The sequence below is a fragment of the Thermopolyspora flexuosa genome (assembly GCF_006716785.1).
GTDB classification, from domain to species: domain Bacteria; phylum Actinomycetota; class Actinomycetes; order Streptosporangiales; family Streptosporangiaceae; genus Thermopolyspora; species Thermopolyspora flexuosa.
The window spans coordinates 727,277-747,123 of sequence record NZ_VFPQ01000001.1 but is presented as its reverse complement, the minus strand read 5'-3'; the positions used below and the strand labels follow the sequence as shown (position 1 = coordinate 747,123).

General features: G+C 73.3%; 14 protein-coding genes and 1 pseudogene. 4 read left to right on the top strand and 11 right to left on the bottom strand.

The genetic code is table 11. From position 1 onward, the window contains the following. Window positions 1-42: 42 nt before the first annotated feature. Entirely contained in the window at window positions 43-186 is a 144-nt protein-coding gene (locus FHX40_RS24895; protein ID WP_170198651.1) for a hypothetical protein, read from the bottom strand. 193 nt (window positions 187-379) lie between these two features. Continuing rightward, window positions 380-1,969 carry a phosphoglycerate dehydrogenase gene (gene serA / locus FHX40_RS03250; protein ID WP_142261509.1) on the bottom strand — a complete coding sequence of 530 codons (1,590 nt, stop codon included), beginning with the start codon at window positions 1,967-1,969 and terminating at the stop codon, window positions 380-382. A gap of 296 nt (window positions 1,970-2,265) precedes the next feature. Between serA and FHX40_RS03245 the strand changes: the two genes are divergently transcribed. Then, window positions 2,266-3,288 (top strand): hypothetical protein, encoded by a 1,023-nt coding sequence (locus FHX40_RS03245; protein ID WP_142258231.1) that lies wholly within the window; start codon window positions 2,266-2,268, stop codon window positions 3,286-3,288. Window positions 3,289-3,562: 274 nt separating this feature from the next. Beyond that, on the top strand, window positions 3,563-4,327 hold the full coding sequence (locus FHX40_RS03240) for a class I SAM-dependent methyltransferase (RefSeq protein ID WP_142258230.1): 765 nt from the start codon (window positions 3,563-3,565) through the stop codon (window positions 4,325-4,327). Window positions 4,328-4,387: 60 nt separating this feature from the next. Here FHX40_RS03240 and FHX40_RS03235 read toward each other — a convergent pair whose 3' ends face one another. Genes FHX40_RS03235 through FHX40_RS03225 form a run of 3 tightly spaced genes read right to left on the bottom strand, consistent with a single transcriptional unit; the run spans window position 4,388 to window position 8,306 of the window. Further along, window positions 4,388-7,027 (bottom strand): FtsX-like permease family protein, encoded by a 2,640-nt coding sequence (locus FHX40_RS03235; RefSeq protein ID WP_142258229.1) that lies wholly within the window; start codon window positions 7,025-7,027, stop codon window positions 4,388-4,390. Then, window positions 7,024-7,752 carry an ABC transporter ATP-binding protein gene (locus FHX40_RS03230; RefSeq protein ID WP_142258228.1) on the bottom strand — a complete coding sequence of 243 codons (729 nt, stop codon included), beginning with the start codon at window positions 7,750-7,752 and terminating at the stop codon, window positions 7,024-7,026. The genes FHX40_RS03235 and FHX40_RS03230 overlap by 4 nt, the downstream gene beginning before the upstream one ends. Beyond that, window positions 7,749-8,306: a PadR family transcriptional regulator gene (locus tag FHX40_RS03225; protein ID WP_142258227.1), complete on the bottom strand. Its 558-nt coding sequence runs from the start codon at window positions 8,304-8,306 to the stop codon at window positions 7,749-7,751. The genes FHX40_RS03230 and FHX40_RS03225 overlap by 4 nt, the downstream gene beginning before the upstream one ends. A 99-nt stretch (window positions 8,307-8,405) precedes the next feature. Here FHX40_RS03225 and FHX40_RS03220 point away from each other — a divergent pair, with 99 nt between their 5' ends. Beyond that, window positions 8,406-8,945: a DUF1707 and FHA domain-containing protein gene (locus tag FHX40_RS03220; protein ID WP_142258226.1), complete on the top strand. Its 540-nt coding sequence runs from the start codon at window positions 8,406-8,408 to the stop codon at window positions 8,943-8,945. 104 nt (window positions 8,946-9,049) lie between these two features. Here FHX40_RS03220 and ilvC read toward each other — a convergent pair whose 3' ends face one another. From ilvC to FHX40_RS03195, 5 genes and pseudogenes are all read right to left on the bottom strand, one after another. Then, window positions 9,050-10,042, bottom strand: coding sequence for a ketol-acid reductoisomerase (gene ilvC, locus FHX40_RS03215; protein ID WP_142261508.1), 993 nt, complete (start codon window positions 10,040-10,042; stop codon window positions 9,050-9,052). Window positions 10,043-10,108: 66 nt separating this feature from the next. Beyond that, complete coding sequence (ilvN, locus tag FHX40_RS03210) at window positions 10,109-10,633, bottom strand: acetolactate synthase small subunit (RefSeq protein ID WP_142258225.1); 525 nt, start codon at window positions 10,631-10,633, stop codon at window positions 10,109-10,111. Between the two features lie 13 nt (window positions 10,634-10,646). Next, window positions 10,647-12,419: pseudogene (locus tag FHX40_RS03205) on the bottom strand (acetolactate synthase large subunit); the annotation flags it as partial. A gap of 316 nt (window positions 12,420-12,735) precedes the next feature. Beyond that, on the bottom strand, window positions 12,736-15,369 hold the full coding sequence (locus tag FHX40_RS03200; protein ID WP_229789156.1) for a putative bifunctional diguanylate cyclase/phosphodiesterase: 2,634 nt from the start codon (window positions 15,367-15,369) through the stop codon (window positions 12,736-12,738). A 220-nt stretch (window positions 15,370-15,589) separates the two neighbouring features. Further along, window positions 15,590-16,513 carry a 2-hydroxyacid dehydrogenase gene (locus FHX40_RS03195; RefSeq protein ID WP_142258222.1) on the bottom strand — a complete coding sequence of 308 codons (924 nt, stop codon included), beginning with the start codon at window positions 16,511-16,513 and terminating at the stop codon, window positions 15,590-15,592. 70 nt (window positions 16,514-16,583) lie between these two features. Here FHX40_RS03195 and FHX40_RS03190 point away from each other — a divergent pair, with 70 nt between their 5' ends. Continuing rightward, on the top strand, window positions 16,584-17,747 hold the full coding sequence (locus FHX40_RS03190; RefSeq protein WP_142258221.1) for a PQQ-dependent sugar dehydrogenase: 1,164 nt from the start codon (window positions 16,584-16,586) through the stop codon (window positions 17,745-17,747). Here FHX40_RS03190 and FHX40_RS03185 read toward each other — a convergent pair. After that, window positions 17,731-19,842: a VanW family protein gene (locus tag FHX40_RS03185; protein WP_142258220.1), complete on the bottom strand. Its 2,112-nt coding sequence runs from the start codon at window positions 19,840-19,842 to the stop codon at window positions 17,731-17,733. The two genes, FHX40_RS03190 and FHX40_RS03185, sit on opposite strands and share 17 nt — an antisense overlap. Window positions 19,843-19,847 lie beyond the last annotated feature (5 nt).

The following is a 19,847-nucleotide window of genomic DNA, read 5'->3' as shown; positions in this document are numbered from 1 at the left end:
CCGAACCCTGTGGTGACCTCGTGTGATCCCTTGTCCCGGCCCTTACCGGGAGGTGCGGGGCGGTACGGCGCCGCCGTTGTCGCGGCGGTCGAGCGCGGCCTGCACGGCGTCGGCGGCCTTCCGCTCCGGCTCCTCGGGCGGGTTCTGCCGACTCCAGGCGTACATGTCGTACATGGTGGGACCCAATTCCGTGATGCGAGACGGCGCGCCGGGCGCACGGCACACGGCGCGGCGAAGAACGACGGCTACGGGGCGCACGGCCGGCGACGGCGCGCCCCGGCGGTCTGCCCGTCAGCCTACCGGGCCGACGGCACCGCCGTCTCGCCCCGTAGCACGCCTTTTCACATGTTGAGACACCGGACGGTGACGGCGCCGGGCCTCACTCGCTGAGGTCCACCCGGCGGCCGGTCTCGGCGCCGATGCCGCTGAGGATCTGCTCCATCGCCTCGTCCGGGATCGCGGTGTCGACGGTGAGCGCGATGAGCGCCTTGCCGCCCTTCTCGTTCCGGGACACCTGCATCGAGGCGATGTTCACGCCGTGCTCGCCGAGGATCTGGCCGACGATCCCGACGATGCCGGGCCGGTCGACGTAGGTGAAGAACGCCAGGTGCTCGGTGGGCTCGATCTCGATGTCGAAGCCGTTGACGTTCACCAGCTTCTGGATCTGCCGCGGCCCGGAGAGCGTGCCGGACACGGTGACCGTGCGGCCGTCGGCGAGCACGCCGCGCACGGTGACCACGTTCCGCCAGTCCGCGCTCTCCTCGCTGGTGACCAGCTCGACGACCACCCCGCGGTCCTTGGCGAGCAGCGGGGCGTTGACGTAGGTCACCGCCTCCTCGACCACGTCGGTGAACACGCCCTTGAGCGCGGCGAGCTCGAGCACCCGCACGTCGTGCTGGACGATCTCGCCGCGGACCTCCACGTCGAGGCGGGTGGCGACCTCACCGGCGAGCGCGGTGAACACCCGGCCCAGCTTCTCGGCGAGCGGCAGGCCCGGCTTGACGTAGTCGGCCACGGGGCCGCCCTGCACGTTCACCGCGTCGGGCACGAACTCGCCCGCGAGGGCGAGCTTGACGCTGCGGGCCACCTGGGTTCCGGCCTTCTCCTGGGCCTCGTGGGTGGAGGCGCCGAGGTGCGGGGTGACCACGACCTGGTCGAGCTCGAACAGCGGGCTGTCGGTGCACGGCTCCTTGGCGAACACGTCGAGCGCGGCGCCGGCGACCCGGCCCTCCTTGATCGCGGCGTACAGCGCGTTCTCGTCGACGATGCCGCCCCGGGCGACGTTGATGATGCGCACGGTCGGCTTGACCATGTGCAGCTCGCGGTCGCCGATGAGGCCGATCGTCTCCTTGGTCTTGGGCAGGTGAACGGTGATGAAGTCGGAGCGCTGCAGCAGCTCCTCCAGCCCGACGAGGCGCACGCCGATCTGCGCGGCGCGGGCGGGCTGCAGGTACGGGTCGTAGGCGATCAGCTCGACCCCGAACGGCGCGAGGCGCTGGGCCACGAGCTGGCCGATGCGGCCGAGCCCGAGGATGCCGACCGTCTTCTGGTCGAGCTCCACGCCGGTGTACTTCGAGCGCTTCCACTCCCCGCCCTTGAGCGCCGCGTGGCCCTGGGGGACGTTGCGCGCGCAGGCGAGGATGAGCGCGATCGTGTGCTCGGCGGCGCTGACGATGTTGGAGGTGGGGGCGTTCACGACCATGACACCGGCCTTGGTCGCGGCCTCCACGTCCACATTGTCGAGACCGACGCCGGCGCGGGCGACCACGCGCAGGCGCGGCGCGTGCGCGAGCGCCTCGGCGTCCACCTGGGTGGCGCTGCGGACGATGAGCGCGTCCGCCTCCGCCAGGGCCGGCAGCAGCGCGGAACGGTCGGCTCCGTCGGTGTGGCGTACCTCGAAGTCGGCGCCCAGCAGGGCGAGACCCGCTTCGGAAAGTTCCTCGGCGACGAGTACGACGGGCTTGTTCACGAATGGACCCTTCGGCTTGTGCGGCTGCTCGGACACCAGACGAGTCTAGTGGGCGCATGTGAAAGCTCTCACAAGCGTCCGCAATGCGAGACTCGACTTCATATCTGCAGGTCACCGCGCTGTGACCGTCGTCATACGCGCGGGCGAAGCGGGCCGCCGCGACACCGTCGGGACCCCTTCCCGCGGCCCTCCCGCCGACGCGCCAACCGAACCGTACCGGAGAACTCGGTGTTGCCGGTACGAAATCTTGGCGAATACGCTGCTAAGGTCATGCTCCTGTCCGTATCGTTCGCCATATGAGCATCGGGAACCCCGCTCTCGGCGAAGTCCTCGCGCAGCACGGCAGCCCGCACCGCCTGCTCGCCGCCCTCGCCGAAGGGGGAATCCTGGTCGCCGTGCGACCGGACCGGTCGGTCGTGCTCGGCACCACGCAGGCCGGTGAGCGCGTGCTGCTCGGCTACACCAGCCCGGCGACCTACGCACGGCACCGGGGCAGCCATCGGCTGTCGGAGTGCGACGCCCAGACGATCATCGATATCCAGCGGGTCACCGGGGTGCGAGAGATCGTCATCGACGCCGCCGGGCCCGCCGCGGCGGCGATCCCCATCGCGGACCTCAAGCGCTATCTGGAGGTGAATCCGCCGGCTCCGTCGCCCGCCCTCGCGACCCCGACCGGCACCGCCCAATCCGGCACCGCCCAGTCCGGCACCGGTACGGCGCCGCGCGCCTACGCCACCGGCGCGATGGCCACGATCCCGCGCTCGTCCGCCTACCCGGGCACCGCGCAGGGCGCGCCGCCGGCCGCCCCGCCCGGCCCGCCGGCGCGCGAGCTGCCGGGATCCGCGCCGGTCCCGCCGACGCCCGCGGGGCCCGCGTTCCCCGCCCCGGCGGCGCCGCCCGCCGCGTCCGCCGCTCCCCCGCCCGGCTCGCTCCAGGCCTGGGTGCCCGCGCCCCGGCCGCACCTGTCCGGTCCCATGCAGCAGGTGGATCCGGGCTACAAGCGGATCAACCACCCGATCCTGCCCGCGCTCCGGTTCGCCCTCGCCGAGCTGCTGTACGACTTCCCGCTCGTCCACCACGTGTGGATCTCCGGGGCGAGGACGATCTCCGGCGCGGAGGGGATCATGCTGCACGTGAAGGTGCACTCGGAGATGGCCGAGGACATCGTCAAGGACCTGCACCGCCTCGTCCGGGCGCGGCTGCCCCAGCTCGCCGCGAGCGGCGCCCCGGTCCTGATGGCGCGGGTGGCCGACGCGCACACCGAGCGGCGCATGATCGAGATCGGGGCGCACGTGGTCTGCGCGGGCGTCGCCGAGTGAGCCTCGCCCGGTCACCCGACCGGGACCGTTGACCGGCGGCGGCGCCCCGCCGGACGGCCCCGCGGCCGTGCGCCGCACGGCACGGCCGGCCGCCCGGCCACGGCGACCGCCGCCGCGCACCCGGCCGCCCGGCCACGGCGACCGCCGCCGCGCACCCGGCCGCCCCGGCTCGCGTCCGCGCGAACCTGTGCCTGACAGGCCGCGTCTTACCGTCCGTCCGGCCCGTGCCTGATTACGATCGGGCAACGTTGGAAGCGAGTCGGGAGGGACGTCCATGCCCGCGAGGACGCGCACGAGCCTCGGCTACCAGATCGGCTACGCGTTACGCCACCCGCAACGCGTCATCCCGCACCTACGCCGGCTCACCCGCGACACCTGGCTCCGGCTGCGCACCTCCGACCACATCAGCTACTACCGGGCGGTGATGAGGCACGACACCGCCCGCGACCCCAAGCGCGCGGTGGGCAGCAGGACGCACGAGCGCTGGCTCGCGCTCGGCCAGATGCAGTTCGACTATCTGGTCAAGCACGGGCTGCGGCCCGAGCACCGCATGCTCGAGATCGGCTGCGGCAACCTGCGGGCCGGGCGGCTGTTCATCGACTACCTCGAGCCCGGCAACTACTACGGCATCGACATCTCGCCGGACATCCTGTTCGCGGCCCAGGACACCATGGTCGAGTACGGCCTCGCGGGCAAGCTGCCGTACCTCACCCCGGTGAAGGACCTGCGCTTTTCGTTCCTGCCCGACCGGTACTTCGACGTGGTGCACGCGCACAGCGTGTTCTCGCACTCCCCGATCGAGGTGATCGAGGAGTGCTTCGCGCATGTCGGCCGGATCATGAAGCCGGACGGCTGGTTCGACTTCACCTTCGACCGCACCGAGGGCAAGGAACACCACGTGCTGCGCGAGGACTTCTACTACCGCACCGAGACCCTCGTCGACCTCGCCGCCAGGTACGGCCTGCACGCCACGTTCATGGAGGACTGGGAGCGGCTGCCGCACAAGCAGTCGAAGATCCGCATCACGCTGCCGCGCTGACCCGCGGCGACCGGCGCGGCGGCGGGGGAACGGCCCACCGCCGCGCGTACGGCCCGGCGGTCAGGTCAGGCGGCGCGTCAACGTGAACCGGGTGCGGGTGAACGCCCCGGCCACCAGCGCGGCGAGCAGCGGCAGGCCGGCCACCACCGCCGCCAGGTACGGCCACGGCACCTCCAGCAGCGGCGTGTGCGGCGGCACCGCGGTCAGGAAGCCGTCCTCGACGCGGTAGCGCACCTGCGCGCCCTGCGGCCCGGCGGCGAGCGACCAGACCGCCGCCGCCCCGGCGAGCAGGCCGGCGGCGAGGCCAACGGCCGCGCCGAGGCCGGAGATGACCAGGGCCTGCCCGGCGACGACCAGCCGCCGCAGCCGCGGCGCCGCCCCGACCGCCGCCATCGTCGCCAGATCGGGGCGCAGGTCGGCCGCGGCGAGGCCGGTGACGGCGAACGTGGCGCCGAGGATCACCACCGCCGCGGCCGCGGTGAGCACCTGCAGCACCGGCCGCATGTCCCGCCGGTGACCGCGCTCGACATGGACGAACGCGGCGTCGTGCACCGTCTTCAGCTCCTGCTCGAGGCGCGCCTCGGCCACCGTGTCGAGACGCCGCTCGGCCGGGTCCACGAGCAGCCGCCGTACCTCCAGGGTGAGGCCCGCCGCGCGCACCGCCGCCTCCGGCAGCACCGCGACGGCGTGCCGGGGATCCGCCGCGGTCGCGACGACCGCGGGCACCGCCACGGAGCGGCGTTTGCGGCTCCGCCCGTCGAGCACGTCGAGGGTGAGCGTGCCGTCCCGCACCAGGCCGCGATCGAAGGCCACCGCCTTGCCCGCGGCGAACGCGGCCGCGGCGGCCGGGTCGCTCCTGCCCTGGACGAGCCGCAGCAGCCGCTCGTCCCCGATCGGCAGGTCGCCGCTCCCCGGGCCGGGGGCGTGCTCGCCGCAGCGGATCTCGCACTCGGCCCCCGTGACGGCGAGGCGGACCCGCCTGCCCTCGGCCTCCCTGGCGCGGTGCACCTCGACCGGCCGCACGCCGGGCAGCACCCGGCCGACCGCCGCCACGACCTCGGGCCAGCTCTGCTCCGGGACCCGCTCCCCGTCGATGAGCGTGGTGCCGACGGGGACGGCGGCGGTGTAGCCGTCCCGCAGCATCGCGTCCTTGCTGGTGAGGGTGATCGCCGTGGCGGACATCGCGGTCGCCGCCGTCATCACCGCCGCGACCGCGCAGGCCGTACGGGTACGGTGGCGGGCGGCGTCGCGCACCGACAGGCGCAGCGGCAGCGGCAGGCGGCCGGCGAGGCGGCCCGCGGCGGCCACCAGCCACGGGGTCAGGGCGATCAGCCCGAACTGGGTGAGCAGGGCGGCCGCGGCGATCCACACCAGGCTGTCCCGCCGGATCGCGAGCACCGTCGCGACGACGCCGGCGGCGACCAGGAGCGCGCCCGGCGTCACGCGCCGCGACCGGTACGGCGCGGCGCCCTCGGCGAACGCCGTCTCCCGCCCGGCGAGCACCGCGGCCACGTCCTGCCGGGCCGCCTGCCGCGCGGGCAGCACGGCCGCGATCACCCCGCTCGCCGCGCCGAGCACGGCCACGGGCACCACGAACGTCCACGGCACGTCGAACGGCCCGGCGCCGGAGAGCTGCGCGACGATGGGCAGGTCGTACCGCTCCACGTCGAGCGCCCGCACCAGCGCGATCCCGGCGGCGACGACGCCGACGCCCCCGGCGAGCCCGAGCAGGGCGGCGCCCACCCCGAGGAGCAGGCCGTCGGCGAGCACGACGAGGCGCAGCTGCCGCGGCGAGCCGCCCTGCGCCGCGATCTGGGCGAGCCACCGCCGGCGGCGGCGCAGCCCGACGGCGAAGGCGGGTCCGGCGACCAGCACCACCTCGAGGACGATCATGGTGGTGACGAGCACCCCCTGCACGACCGACTCGGGCCGCACGTCGACCGGTTGCCCCGGCGGGGGATTCTCCACGACCGCGCGGGACACCACGTGGAATCCGGCCCTGTTGAGGCGCTGCACGTTCTCCCAGGTGACCGGGTGGCCGCCGTGGTCCACCAGCCAGTGCCGCTCGCCCGGCTCGACCTTCAGCAGGCTGCCCGGCAGGCCCACCACCGCGTACGAGTGGAACTCCGGGGACCGCGCCAGGACGCCGACCACGCGCGCCCTCTCCTGCTCGCCGAGGTACGGCAGGGCGTCGCCGACGCCGACGCCCTCGCTCGCCATCGCCGCCGAGACGACGACCTCGCCGGGGGCCGCGGGCAGGCGGCCCTGCCGCAGCCTGGCCATGCCCCGGGTGAGCGGATCCCGCAGATCCAGCTCCACCACGTCGAGGAAGATCCGCCCCTGCTCGACCGGGTACGCGACGGTCCGGCGGTGGTAGGGCAGCAGCCGGCTGCCGGGGCGCAGCAGCGCTCGCGCCGCGTCCTCGTCCGGCGGCGGCCCGCCCCGCCCGGAGGAGCTCCAGCCGCTGCCGTCCGGGCTCTGCACGGCCACGTCGCCCACCGCCCAGATCAGCGCGTCCGCCGACCCGAGTCTGCCGGGCAGCGCCTCCCGCGCGTCGAGTTCATAGGTCGCGTACAGCGTGAAGAAGGCGGTGACGGCCAGCACCGGCAGCCCGATCAGCACGACGATCAGGGCGCTGCGGCCCTTCTCCCGCCGGATGCCGCGCCAGGCCAGGCGCAACGCGGCGCGCAGGGCGCTCACCGCCCGCCCCCGATCGGCGTGGCCTCGGTGACGTCGGCCACCGTGCCGTCCTGCAGGAACACCACGCGGTCGGCCCATCCGGCGTACCGCGCCTCGTGGGTGACGAGCAGCACCGCGGCCCCGGCGTCGCTGCGGCCGCGCAGCAGCCGCAGGATCTCGTCCCCCGCCGGGGTGTCGAGCGCGCCGGTCGGCTCGTCCGCGAGGATGACGCGGCGCTCGCCGACGAGCGAGCGGGCGATCGCCACCCGCTGCCGCTCGCCGCCGGAGAGCTCCTCGGGGAACCGGTCGGCGGCGTGCGCCACGCCGACCTCCTCCAGCGCGGCGAGCGCCTCGCGCCGCGCCGCCGCGGCGCGCACCCCGTCGAGCTCACGGGGCAGCATGACGTTCTCCGCGGCGGTGAGCGACGGGATCAGGTTGAAGTCCTGGAACACGTAGCCGACGTGCCTGCGGCGCAGCGCGGCGAGCTCGGCGGGCCGCAGCGTGCCGAGGTCGACGCCGCAGGTGGTGACCGTGCCGGAGGTGGGGCGGTCGAGCCCGCCCGCCAGGTTGAGCAGCGTGGACTTGCCGGATCCGGACGGCCCCATCACCGCGACGAGCTCGCCCGCGGCGACGTCCAGGCTCACCCCGCGCAGGGCGGGCACGGCCGTGGCGCCCGTGCCGTACACGCGGGAGACCTCGGTGAGCCGCAGCGGCGGCGACTCCGGCGGACCGGGTGCGGGCGTCATCGCTCCTCCTCGTTCGTCTGCCTCTGGGTCGGCGGACCGGGGGCGAGCAGCAGCGCCTCGCAGTGGTCGAGCCAGCGCTGCTCGGCCTCGGTCTGGAAGATCAGGGAGTCGAGCACGAGCCGGTACGCGGTGCCGTGGCGGCCGGTGCGCTCGCCCTCGCGCTTGGCCATGGTGAGCTCCTGCAGCCGGCGCATGGTCGCGGTGCGCTGCCTGCGGATCACCGCCCGGACGTCGACGCCGGGCGTGGTGACCGCCATGGCGAGCTTCACCACCAGCTCGTCGCGCGGCCGGTCGGCGGGCACCACGGGGGTGTCGAACCACCGCTCCAGCTCCCTGCGGCCGGCCTCGGTGATCGCGTAGACGACCCGGCCCTGCTCGTCCTCCTCGCCCGCCGTCACCAGGCCGTCCCGCTCCAGCCGGTTGAGCGTCGTGTAGACCTGGCCGATGTTGAGCGGCCGGGTCGCCCCCGTCGACGCCTCGAAATCGACACGGAGCCGGTAGCCGTGGCGCGGCCCTTGGGCGAGGAGGGCGAGGAAGGCATGCCTGGTCGACATGCATACCTAGTATGCATACTGAGTATGCATTTGCAACCACATGCCCGGAGATCCCCGTTATCTGGACACGTGCGCTTCGTCGGCCCGATACTCCATTACATGGGCTCGACGCTTCCTCCCGTTCGCGCGTCCGACGGAGACCGCGAGCGTGCGATCAATGAGCTCCGCGAACGCGCCGTGGAGGGCCGCTTATCGCATGAGACCTTCCTGGGCCGGGTGGACCAGGCGCTGCGCGCCCAGAGCCGCGGCGAGCTGGAGGAGCTCGTCGCCGACCTGCCGCCGCGCGGCCGCTGGCGCCGCCGGATCACCGAGGCGGTCTCCTCGCTGTCCGACCTGACCACGCGCATCGAGACCGCCTGGCGCCGGCCCCGCCTGCCCCGTCTCGCGCTGCCCGCCGACGCGCGCACCCGCTACGTGGTCGGCCGCGGCGCGAACTGCGACCTCGTGCTCTCCGACCTCACCGTCTCCCGGGTGCACGCCGAGCTGCGCCGGGAGAACGACGAGTGGGTCGTCGTCGACCTCGGCTCGCTCAACGGCACCCGGCTCAACGGGTGGCGCCTCGTCGGCCCGGCCAAGGTGCGCCCCGGCGACGAGGTCTCCTTCGGCGACTGCGCCTTCCTCATCTCCCAGCCGGTCTGACCGCCCGCGGCCCGGCCGTACCGTGGACCACCCGGCCGCGAGAACGCCGGACGCCCGGCGAAGGGTGGTCGCCGGGCGTCGCGATGGGCTCGGATGCGAGACGGTCAGTCGTCGGCGTTCTTGAGCCAGCTCATCATCGGGCGCAGCTTCTGGCCGGTCTTCTCGATCGGGTGCTCGGCCAGCGCCTCGCGGTAGCGACGGAAGTTCTGCTGGCCGCCGTCGAACTCCTTGACCAGCTCGTCGGCGAAGCGGCCGTCCTGGATCTCGTCGAGGATGCGGCGCATCTCCTTCTTGGTCTCGGCGTTGATCAGCCGGTGGCCGCGCGAGTGGCCGCCGTACTCGGCGGTGTCCGAGACCGACCAGTACATCTTGGAGATGCCGCCCTCGTACATGAGGTCGACGATGAGCTTCATCTCGTGGAGGCACTCGAAGTAGGCCACCTCCGGCTGGTAGCCGGCCTCGACCAGGGTCTCGAAGCCCGCCTTGATCAGCTCGGAGATGCCGCCGCAGAGCACCGCCTGCTCACCGAACAGGTCGGTCTCGGTCTCCTCCTTGAAGGTGGTCTTCAGCGCGCCCGCCCGGGTGCCGCCGATCGCCTTGGCGTACGACAGGGTGAGCGGCCAGGCGTTGCCGGTGGCGTCCTTCTCCACCGCGACCAGGCAGGGTACGCCGCGGCCGGCGGTGAACTGGCGGCGGACGAGGTGGCCGGGGCCCTTCGGGGCGACCATCGCGACGTCCACACCCGCCGGCGGCTGGATGAGGCCGTAGCGGATGTTGAGGCCGTGCCCGAAGAACAGCGCGTCACCCTCGACGAGGTTCGGCGCCACGTGCTCGGCGTAGAGCTGCCGCTGCACGTGGTCCGGCGCCAGGATCATGATGAGGTCGGCCTCCTCGGCCGCCTCGGCGGGGGTGAGCACCCGCAGGCCGTCCTGCTCGGCCTTCTCGCGGCTCTTGGAGCCCTCGGGCAGGCCCACCCGCACGTCCACGCCCGAGTCGCGCAGCGAGAGCGCGTGGGCGTGGCCCTGGCTGCCGTACCCGAGAACGGCCACGTGCCGGCCCTGGATGATCGACAGGTCGGCCTGGTCGTCGTAGAAGATCTCAGTCACGTGTTCCCTCTCTCGTACAGGTCGGTCGCTCCCCACGGGGTACGGCCGCACCAGGCATTATGCCGATCGGTCGAGCGCCCGGAGCGAGCGGTCGGTGATGGAGCGCGAGCCGCGTCCGATCGCCACCATGCCACTCTGCACCAGCTCCTTGATGCCGAACGGCTCCAGCACGCGGATGAACGCGTCGAGCTTGTCGGCGGTGCCGGTGACCTCGATGGTGACCGCGTCGGGCGCGACGTCCACGCAGCGCGCCCTAAACAGCTGGACCAGCTCGAGCACGTGGGACCGGCTCTCCGCGTCGGCCCGCACCTTGATCAGCATGAGCTCGCGCTGCACGGACTGCGCCGGGTCGAGCTCCACGATCTTGAGCACGTTGACCAGCTTGTTGAGCTGCTTGGTCACCTGCTCGAGCGGCTGGTCCTCGACGTTGACGACGATCGTCATCCGCGAGATCTCGTCGTGCTCGGTCGGCCCGACCGCGAGCGAGTGGATGTTGAACCCGCGCCGGCTGAACAGCGAGGCCACCCTCGCGAGCACACCCGGCCTGTTCTCCACGAGCACCGAGAGCGTGTGCTTGCTCACTGCGCTTCCTTCCTCAGTCGTCGGTGTCCCAGACCGGGGCCATGTCCCGGGCGACCTTGATGTCGTCGTTGCTCGTCCCGGGCGGGACCATCGGCCAGACCATGGCGTCCTGGTGGACGACGAAGTCGACGACGACCGGCACGTCGTTGATCTCCATCGCCTTCTCGATGGTCGCGTCCACGTCCTCGGGGCGGTCGCAGCGCAGGCCGACGCACCCGTACGCCTCGGCGAGCCGGACGAAGTCGGGGATGCGGTGGCTGTGCAGGTTGGTGTTGGAGTACCGCTCGTCGTAGAAGAGCGTCTGCCACTGCCGGACCATGCCGAGGTTGCCGTTGTTGATCACGGCGACCTTGATCGGGATGTTCTCGATCGTGCAGGTGGCGAGCTCCTGGTTGGTCATCTGGAAGCAGCCGTCGCCGTCGATCGCCCACACGACCGTGTCCGGACGGCCGACCTTGGCGCCCATCGCGGCCGGGACGGCGAAGCCCATGGTGCCCGCGCCGCCGGAGTTGATGAACGAGCCGGGCCGCTCGTGGCTGATGAAGTGGGCCGCCCACATCTGGTGCTGGCCGACGCCCGCCACGTAGAGCGCGTCCGGGCCGACGATCTCGCTCATCCGCTGCATGACGTACTGCGGGGCGAGCGAGCCGTCGTCGAACTCCTTGTAGCCGAGCGGATAGGTCTCGCGGTAGTGGTTGAGGACCTTCCACCAGGCCTCGTAGTCGCCGCGGCGGCCGGCGTCGAACTCGTTCTGCACCGCGGCGATGAGGTCGGAGATCACCTCGCGGCAGTCGCCGACGATCGGCACGTCCGCGTGCCGGTTCTTGGAGATCTCCGCCGGGTCGATGTCCGCGTGCACGACCTTGGCGTGCGGGGCGAACGTGGACAGCTTGCCGGTGACCCGGTCGTCGAACCGGGTGCCGAGCGCGATGATCAGGTCGCTGCGCTGCAGCGCGCCCACCGCGGCGACGGTGCCGTGCATGCCCGGCATGCCGAGGTGCTGCGGGTGGCTGTCGGGGAACGTGCCGCGCGCCATCAGCGTGGTGACCACCGGGATGCCGGTCATCTCGGCGAGCCTGCGCAGCTCGGCCGCGGCGCGGGCCTTGTGCACGCCGCCGCCGACGTACAGCACCGGCCGCTTCGACTCGACGATCAGGCGGGCGGCCTCGCGGATCTGCTTGGAGTGCGGCTTGGTGACCGGCCGGTACCCGGGCAGCTGGAGCTGCGGCGGCCAGGAGAACGTGGTCTGGGCCTGCAGCGCGTCCTTGGCGATGTCGACGAGGACCGGGCCGGGACGGCCGGTGGACGCGATGTGGAACGCCTCGGCGATCGTGCGGGCGATGTCGTCCGGGTTGGTGACGAGGAAGTTGTGCTTGGTGATCGGCATGGTGATGCCGGAGATGTCGGCCTCCTGGAACGCGTCCGTGCCGATCATGGCGCTCGGCACCTGGCCGGTGATCGCGACGATCGGCACCGAGTCCATGTACGCGTCCGCGATCGGCGTCACCAGGTTCGTCGCGCCCGGACCGCTCGTGGCCATGCACACCCCGACCCGGCCGGTGGCCTGCGCGTACCCCTCGGCGGCGTGGCCGGCGCCCTGCTCGTGCCGTACAAGCACGTGCCGGACCTTGGTGGAGTCGTAGAGCGGGTCGTACGCCGGGAGGATGGCGCCACCCGGGATTCCGAACACGGTGTCGACCCCGACGTTCTCCAGTGCCCTGACCAGCGCCTGGGCACCTGTCATCTGTTCGGTCATCGGCTCGTTCCTTGCTTGCTGGCTGAGGGAGGCATTCCTGCTGTTGCGGGCGAAAGGCCATAAAAAATGCCCCGTCCGCCGATCCGGCGAAACTGGGGCGCGCGCAGGTCGGAGTACTTCGTCAGCCGCCTGCGCGCCGACGAAGTACTACGAGGATCCCACTGCGGTACATGGGACCACCTTACTCGGCACGCGCCTCCCCATGCCAACTTGGCCACGACTTGTCTCACGATCCGAGATGAAATGTTCGCGTCCGGAGCGCGCGACGGCCGCCGAACACCACGTTCGGCACGCCGTCTCGCCTGGTGAGCGGGCCTGGGTACGGCGGCACCGGCGGGCGGGACCGTCAGGCGGTGTTCTGCAGTCCCGCGAGCGTGGTGCGCATCAGCGTGTCCACTCCGGGTGCGCCCATCGGGCGGCCGACGTGGAAGCCCTGCCCGTGGCTGCAGCCCATCTCGCGCAGCAGGTCGAGCTGCTCGGAGCGTTCGATGCCCTCGGCCACCACGGTGAGGCCGAGGTCGTTGCCGAGCCGTACGATCGCCCGGGTGAGCAGGGTGAGCGTCTCGTCGCGGCCGAGGCCCGCCACGAACGACGGGTCGATCTTGATCATGTCGACCGGGACCTGGCGCAGGAAGGCGAGCGAGGCGTAGCCGGTGCCGAAGTCGTCGATGGCGAGCCGTACCCCCAGCGAGCGCAGCTCGGCGAGCCGGGCGAGGGTCTCGGTGTCCTTCTCGACGAGCATCTCCTCGATCACCTCGAGGGTGAGCGCGCCCGGCGGCAGCCCGCTCTCGTCGAGCGCGGCGCGCACCGTGTCGATGAACCGCGGCGCGTTGATCTGCCGCCGGGAGAGGTTGACCGACAGCCCGATCTCCGCGTCGGAGGCGCGCCACTCGGCGACCCTGCGGCAGGCCTCGTGCAGGATCCACTCCCCCATCGGCACGATCACGCCGGTGTCCTCGGCCGCGCCGAGGAACTGCTCGGGCGGTACGAACGCGCCGCCGCGCCACCAGCGCACCAGCGCCTCCACGGCGGTGACCCGCCCGGTGGCGAGGTCCACCACCGGCTGGTACTCCACGGAGAACTGCTTCTCGGCGAGCGCCCGCTGCAGGTCTGCGGCGAACTCCAGGCGGCGTACCACGTCGGCGTGCATCTGGGTGGCGAACACCTCCACCCGGCGGCCGCCCTGCTGCTTGGCCTTCGCCATCGCCACGTCGGCGTTGCGGATGAGGTCGCCGGCGGGCGTGTCCTCGTCGGCGAACGCCACCCCGACGCTCGCGGTGAGCGCCACGTCGCGGTCGGCGACCCGGAACGGCTCCGCGGCGACCGCGCCGACCAGCCGCTCGGCGAGGTCGAGCGCGTTCTGCCCGTCGCCCTCGACGAGCACGGCGAACTCGTCGCCGCCCCACCGGGCGAGGGTGGCGTCCCCGCCCACCGCGGCGCGCAGCCGGCGCGCCGCCTGGCCGAGCAGGTAGTCGCCGCTGGCGTGGCCGACCGAGTCGTTCACCGCGGTGAACCCGTCGAGGTCGAGGAAGATCACCGCGGTGCCGGACGGAAACGGCCGGGCGAGCACCTCGCGGGTGCGCTCCTCGAAGTAGGCCCGGTTCGGCAGGCCGGTCACCCCGTCGTGGAAGGTGAGGTGGGCGACCTGGTTCTGCAGCGCCACGTGGTCGCTCACGTCCCGCACCGAGACGAGGATGTGGTCCTCGGCGCGGCCGTCCCGCAGCGCCACCGCCTCGGTGGGCCGCCAGGTGCCGTCGGCGGCGCGGATCCGGCACTCGATCCGGCAGGCGCCCTGCCGTTCGGCCGCCTCCTCGTCGAACGTGGCGAGCGCGTTCTGCACGGCCGGGGCGTCCTCGGAGTGCACGTACTCGAAGATCGTGTTGCCGACGAGCTGGTCGGGCCGGTACCCGTAGGTCTCCTCGACGCCCGGGTCGATCTCCTGGATCACGCCCTCGAGGTCGCACACGAGCACGAGGTCGCCGGCGTTCTCGGCGAGGCCGCGCAGCCGCCGCTCGGCCGCGTCGAGCTGGTGGCGCAGGCTCATGCTCGCCACCGCGGTGACGAACACCCGCAGCAGCAGCACGAGCACCATCGTGGCGACCACGATCGGCAGCGCCGCCGCGTCGGTCTCCAGGCCGCCGGTGAGCATGCCGGCGGCGAGCAGCACGGTGGCCGCGCCCACCAGGGCGAGCGGGACCGCGGCGGCCACCCAGTGCGGCACCGACCAGGAGCGCCGGGGCCGTTCCCGCCGTGCCCGCGCCGCCACCACGGCGAGCAGCAGGAAGGCCGCGGGCGTGAGCAGGGCGGGTAACACCGGCGGCGGCTCCCCGGCGATGCGGGCCGCGGCGTTCGCCGCCTCGGCGACGGTGATCGCGGCGAGGACCGCGACGCCGGCCCGGGCGCCCGGGCTCGCGCCCGAGTCCGGGGGCACCGCGACGGCCGCCGCGGTGCAGGCGGCGAGCAGGCAGACCACGGGCAGCACGAGCTCGGGGTAGACCACGCCGGGGTCGTCGGCGGCCCGGTACACCCCGCCGAGCCACGGCATCCAGCCGAGCACGAACAGCGCCGCGGCGCTGAGATAGGCGTCACTGGCGATGCGGAGCACGCCGCGCCCGGGCGGCGGCCAGGTGGCGCCGGTGGCGCTCCCGATCGCGAGCAGGCCCACGCCGCCCGCGAGCAGCAGGTCGGCGAAGGTCACGACGTAGGCGGTGCCCTCGGCGAACGGCCGTACCCCGGCGCCGAGCAGCCAGACGACCGTGCCGATGGCGAGCCAGCGCCAGGACGGCGCCTCGGTGCGCTGCCCCGCGCCGATGCGACCGGCGACCGCGAGCAGGCACACCGCGGCGAGCAGCCCGATGACCCCGGCGGCGACGGCGACCACCGGCGAGGACGCCCCGCCCAGGACCAGGGCGGCGGCGATCCCCGCCGCACCGAAGCCCGCGGCGGTCAGCGGGACCCTCAGGTCACGCCAGGCGTTCAACATCGTCGCCTATCAGTTCGTTCACATGGCCAGTGTTGCCCGCGTGCCCGAGCCGACGTGGGACAACACTCCAGTCGTCACCGATCTGATAACCGCTTTGCTCCCACGGTTGGCCTGCGCACACGCCGACCTCGCCGTTCCACGATTCGGTCGGGCACGTCCTGACTCACGCTACGCACCGGAGGTCACGAGCCAGCCACGGTCAGGATTCCATTGCTGGTCAGTACGACCCGGTGATCACGTTGCGCAGCGGCTCCCCGGACAGGTATCTCAGCATCTGAGACCGGATCAGCGAGAGCACGCGCCGCTGCGAGGCCGGGGTGCAGCCGGCCACATGCGGCGTGATCATGATACCGGGCGCCCGCCACAGCGGATGGTCCGGCGGCAGCGGCTCGGGATCGGTGACGTCGAGCGCGGCCCGCAGCCGCCCCGCACTCAGCTCGTCGAGCAGCGCGTCGGTGTCGACCACCGAGCCCCGGGCGGCGTTGACGAGCACCGCGCCGTCCTTCATCCGGGCGAGGAAGCCGGCGTCGACCATGCGCCGGGTGTCCGGAGTCTGCGGCACGAGCAGCACCACCACGTCGGCGAGCGGGAGCAGGCCGGGCAGCTCGTCCTGGCCGTGCACGACCCGCCCGTCCGGCCCCTGCCGGGCCGTACGCGCGACCCGGATCACGTTCACCTCGAACGGGGCGAGCCGGCGCTCCAGCGCCTGCCCGATCGAGCCGTACCCGATGATGAGCACGGTGGAGTCGGCGAGCGCGTCGGTGTAGTGGTAGTCCCAGATCCCCTTGCGCTGCCGGTCGGCGAAGCGGGGGAAGTCGCGGAGCATGGCGAGCATCGCGCCCACCGCCCACTCGGCCGTGCCCGCGTCGTGCACGCCGCGGGCGTTGCACAGGGTCACGCCCTCCGGCAGGTGCGGCAGGTACGGCTCGACGCCCGCGCTGACCGTCTGCACCAGACGGAGCGAGGTCATCTTGGCGAACAGGGCTGGGACGTCATAGCTGGGGGAGAGCGGAGGGATGAACACCTCCACCTTTTCGGCGCCCTCCGGCGGCGGCGTGGTGCCGTCGAACACCACGCACTCCACTTCCGGCAGGTCGGCGAGCACATCCGCGGCGGCTTGGGAGGGGACCCAGATCCTCATGCTGTGGAACCTTAACGCGTGGGGAACCACCCGGCGGGCGCGGTCGTATGGACTGATGCGAGGAGGTTCCATGCCGACCCAGAAGATCCGCGCCGCCGCGGCGGCGGCCGCCGTCCTGTTCGCCGCGTCGGCCTGCTCGGGCACGGACCCCGCCGGCGCCGCCGGTGAGGCCGCCGCCCCCGCGCCGCCGGCGAGCGCGACCACCCCGGCCTCCCCGGGGACGTCCCCCACCGCCTCTCCCCCGGCCTCGCCGTCCCGGCCGCTCTCCGCCGGGGAGCCGCGCACGCTCGCCGAGAACCTGCGGGTGCCGTGGGGCATCGCGTTCCTGCCGGACGGGGACGCGCTGGTGACCGAGCGGGACACCGCCCGCGTGCTCCGGGTGGCCGGCGACGGCCGGGTGACCGAGGTGGGCGCCGTCGCGGGCGTGGCGCCGCGCGGCGAGGGCGGGCTCATGGGCATCGCGGTCTCCCCCGGCTTCGCCAAGGACCGCTACGTGTTCGTCTACTTCACCGCCCGGTCGGACAACCGCATCGTGCGCTACCGCTACGAGAACGACCGGCTGACCGACCCGAAGGTGATCGTCAGCGGCATCCCCAGCGGCGTCATCCACAACGGCGGGCGGCTGGCGTTCGGCCCGGACGGCTACCTGTACGCGGGCACCGGTGAGGCCGGCCGTACCGCGCTGTCCCAGGACCGCGACTCGCTCGGCGGCAAGATCCTGCGCATGACCGTGGACGGCGAGGCCCCGCCCGGCAACCCGTTCGGCGACTCGCTGGTGTGGTCGTACGGCCACCGCAACGTGCAGGGCCTCGCCTGGGACGAGGCGGGCACGATGTACGCCACCGAGTTCGGCCAGAACACCTGGGACGAGATCAACCGCATCGAGCCCGGCCGCAACTACGGCTGGCCCGAGGTGGAGGGCGTCGGCGGCGACGACCGGTACACCGACCCGCTGGTCACCTGGTCCACCGGCGAGGCCTCGCCGTCCGGCGCGGCGTACGCGGGCGGTTCGCTCTGGGTCGCGGCGCTGCGCGGGGCCCGGCTGTGGCAGGTCCCGGCCTCCGGCGGCGAGACCGGCGAGCCGCGCGCCCTCCTCACCGGCGAGTACGGCCGGCTGCGCGCGGTCACCGCGACGCCGGACGGCAGGGCGCTGTGGGTGGGCACGAGCAACCACGACGGCCGGGGCGATCCGGACGCGGCGGACGACCGGATCCTCGTCATTCCCCTGGAGTGAGCACCTTCGGCGTGGGCGCCGGGGCGAGGTTCGGGGTGAGCGCGGTGCGCCGCTCGGTCACCGCCCGGGTGGAGCCCTCGCACACCACCCGCGGCTGCGGCCGGTAGACCGAGGTGACCGGCGCGTCCCGCTTCACCTCGGCGCCGTCCTTGCGGAACACCCGGGTGACGGTGACCGTGAACCCGTTCGCGCCCTGGGTGGGCACGCAGCCGGGGCCCTCCCCGGTGACCGTCTCGAACGGCTTGACGTCGCGTTTCGGCGAGACCTCCGCCTCCACCCGGTCGTACCGGCGGGTGCTCCATAACGCGACGGTGACCGTGCCGCCGGAGGCGTAGGCCTGGATGAGCACGCCGAACCTGGAGTCGTTGCGCCAGCGCAGGTCGGTGTCCGGGTAGGAGAGCGCCGCGTCGAGGCCGAGCGGGTGGCGGGCGAGGTGGAAGTCGTGCGGCCGCCGCTCCACGATCCGCAGGCCGGCGTGGAAGACCGCGTGGTGGAGCGCGGTGGCGAGGTCGGACAGGCCGCCGCCGACCCGGCTGACGAGCCGGCCGTTCTCCACCGCGGGGGCCTCCACGAAGCCGCGCGCCGCATCGGGCCGCCCGATCGTCTCGTTGAGGGAGAACGTCTCGCCCGGGCGCACGACGCGGCCGTCCACCAGCTCGACGGCCTTGCGGATGTTCGCGGCCGGGCCATTGCAGCAGCCGTGCCGTACCGAGAACGAGGAGATCTTCTGCTTGATGCCGAGCCGGGCCGCCTCGGCGTTGCCGAGCCGCGGCTTGGCCGGGGTGAGGACGACCGGGATGGTACGGCTGCCGCTCCCGCCGATCGCCTTCACCACGGCGGCGGCGAGCGCGTCGGTGTCCACGCCCCGGCCGGAGCGGCCCGGGACGAGGACCGGGCGGCCGCCCACGATCCGGAAGGTGGCGTCCCGGGGCGCGGTGGCCGGGTCGAGCAGCTCCTTCTCCACGCTCGCCACCCCGGCGCGGGCGTCGAAGACCGGCCTGACCTGGCGGCCGGAGTCGTCCGGCTCGAAGCGCAGGTGCGCGGCGATCGTCTCGGGTTCGAGCACGGCCCGGCGGTCGCCGTTGACCAGGGTGATCGGGGCGGAGACCGCCCTGCGCGCCTCGGGCAGCGCGCGTTTGAGCACCTCGACGGAGACCGTGGGCGGCTCGGTGCGCACGGTGAGCTCGACCGGCGTGGTCTGGTTGAGGTAGGCGGCCTTGATCGCCTCGACGGCCTCGTCCTGGTCGAGCCGGACGCCCGCGCGCGGCGGCACCACCACCGGCTCACGGCCGCGGTAGACGACCGCGCCCTGGTGGACCGGCCGGTCGACCTCGGCCGCGATGAGCTCGACCTGCTCCTTCAGCTTCGCCTCGTTCACCGAGATCCGCGGACGCAGCCGGGTCTCCCCGGCCACCGCCCGCACCAGGTCGATCGGGCCGGGGAAGCCGGTGGGCAGCTCCGCGACGGTGGCCGCGACGTCGAAGGAGAGCCCGGCCTTGAGCGGGCTGACGGCGAACCGCCGCTCGCCGACCTTGATCGCGATGTCGGCGTCGGCGATCGCGCTGATCCGGTCGGTGAGGCGCTCGGCCGCCGCGCTCGCGGTGAGCCCGGCGACGTCGATGCCCGCGACGGTGGTGCCCGGCAGCACCTTGCCGGACAGGATCCAGGCGGGGATGAGGTAGGCCAGGACGAGGCCGAGCACCGCGATCATGATGCGCGCCATGCGGCGGATGCGGCTCGGGCGGCGGGGGCGCTCCGGCTCGTCGCGGGGGGTGCCGGGCTCGGGCTTCTTCGGGGGCTCCGGCGGCCGCATCCGCATGAGCTCGCGGAGCGTGGGGCCCTTCACCGGCCACGGCACGACCTCGGGCACCGCCGGGGGCAGCCCGGCCTTGGTGGCGTGCTGCTGCTGGGCCTTGGCGAACGGCAGCGGGGGTCCGGACGTGCCGAAGATGTCCGGGGAGACGCCGCGCGGCAGCGACTTGGTGGCGGGGCGGAACCGGTGCTTCGCCGGAGGCGGCGGCGCCGCCTCGAAAGGATCCGTGGGCGGGTCCGCCGACGCCTTGGCGTTGGTCACGCCCGCGTCACCTCCCGTCACAGCGA

Bases quoted from the DNA above. Each gene is read 5' to 3' on its own strand.
- FHX40_RS03190 (WP_142258221.1), top strand. From the start codon at position 16,584: ATGCCGACCCAGAAGATCCGCGCCGCCGCGGCGGCGGCCGCCGTCCTG.
- FHX40_RS03220 (WP_142258226.1), top strand. From the start codon at position 8,406: ATGGGCTCGACGCTTCCTCCCGTTCGCGCGTCCGACGGAGACCGCGAG.
- FHX40_RS03195 (WP_142258222.1), bottom strand. From the start codon at position 16,513: ATGAGGATCTGGGTCCCCTCCCAAGCCGCCGCGGATGTGCTCGCCGAC.
- FHX40_RS03240 (WP_142258230.1), top strand. From the start codon at position 3,563: ATGCCCGCGAGGACGCGCACGAGCCTCGGCTACCAGATCGGCTACGCG.
- FHX40_RS03230 (WP_142258228.1), bottom strand. From the start codon at position 7,752: ATGACGCCCGCACCCGGTCCGCCGGAGTCGCCGCCGCTGCGGCTCACC.
- FHX40_RS03225 (WP_142258227.1), bottom strand. From the start codon at position 8,306: ATGTCGACCAGGCATGCCTTCCTCGCCCTCCTCGCCCAAGGGCCGCGC.
- FHX40_RS03245 (WP_142258231.1), top strand. From the start codon at position 2,266: ATGAGCATCGGGAACCCCGCTCTCGGCGAAGTCCTCGCGCAGCACGGC.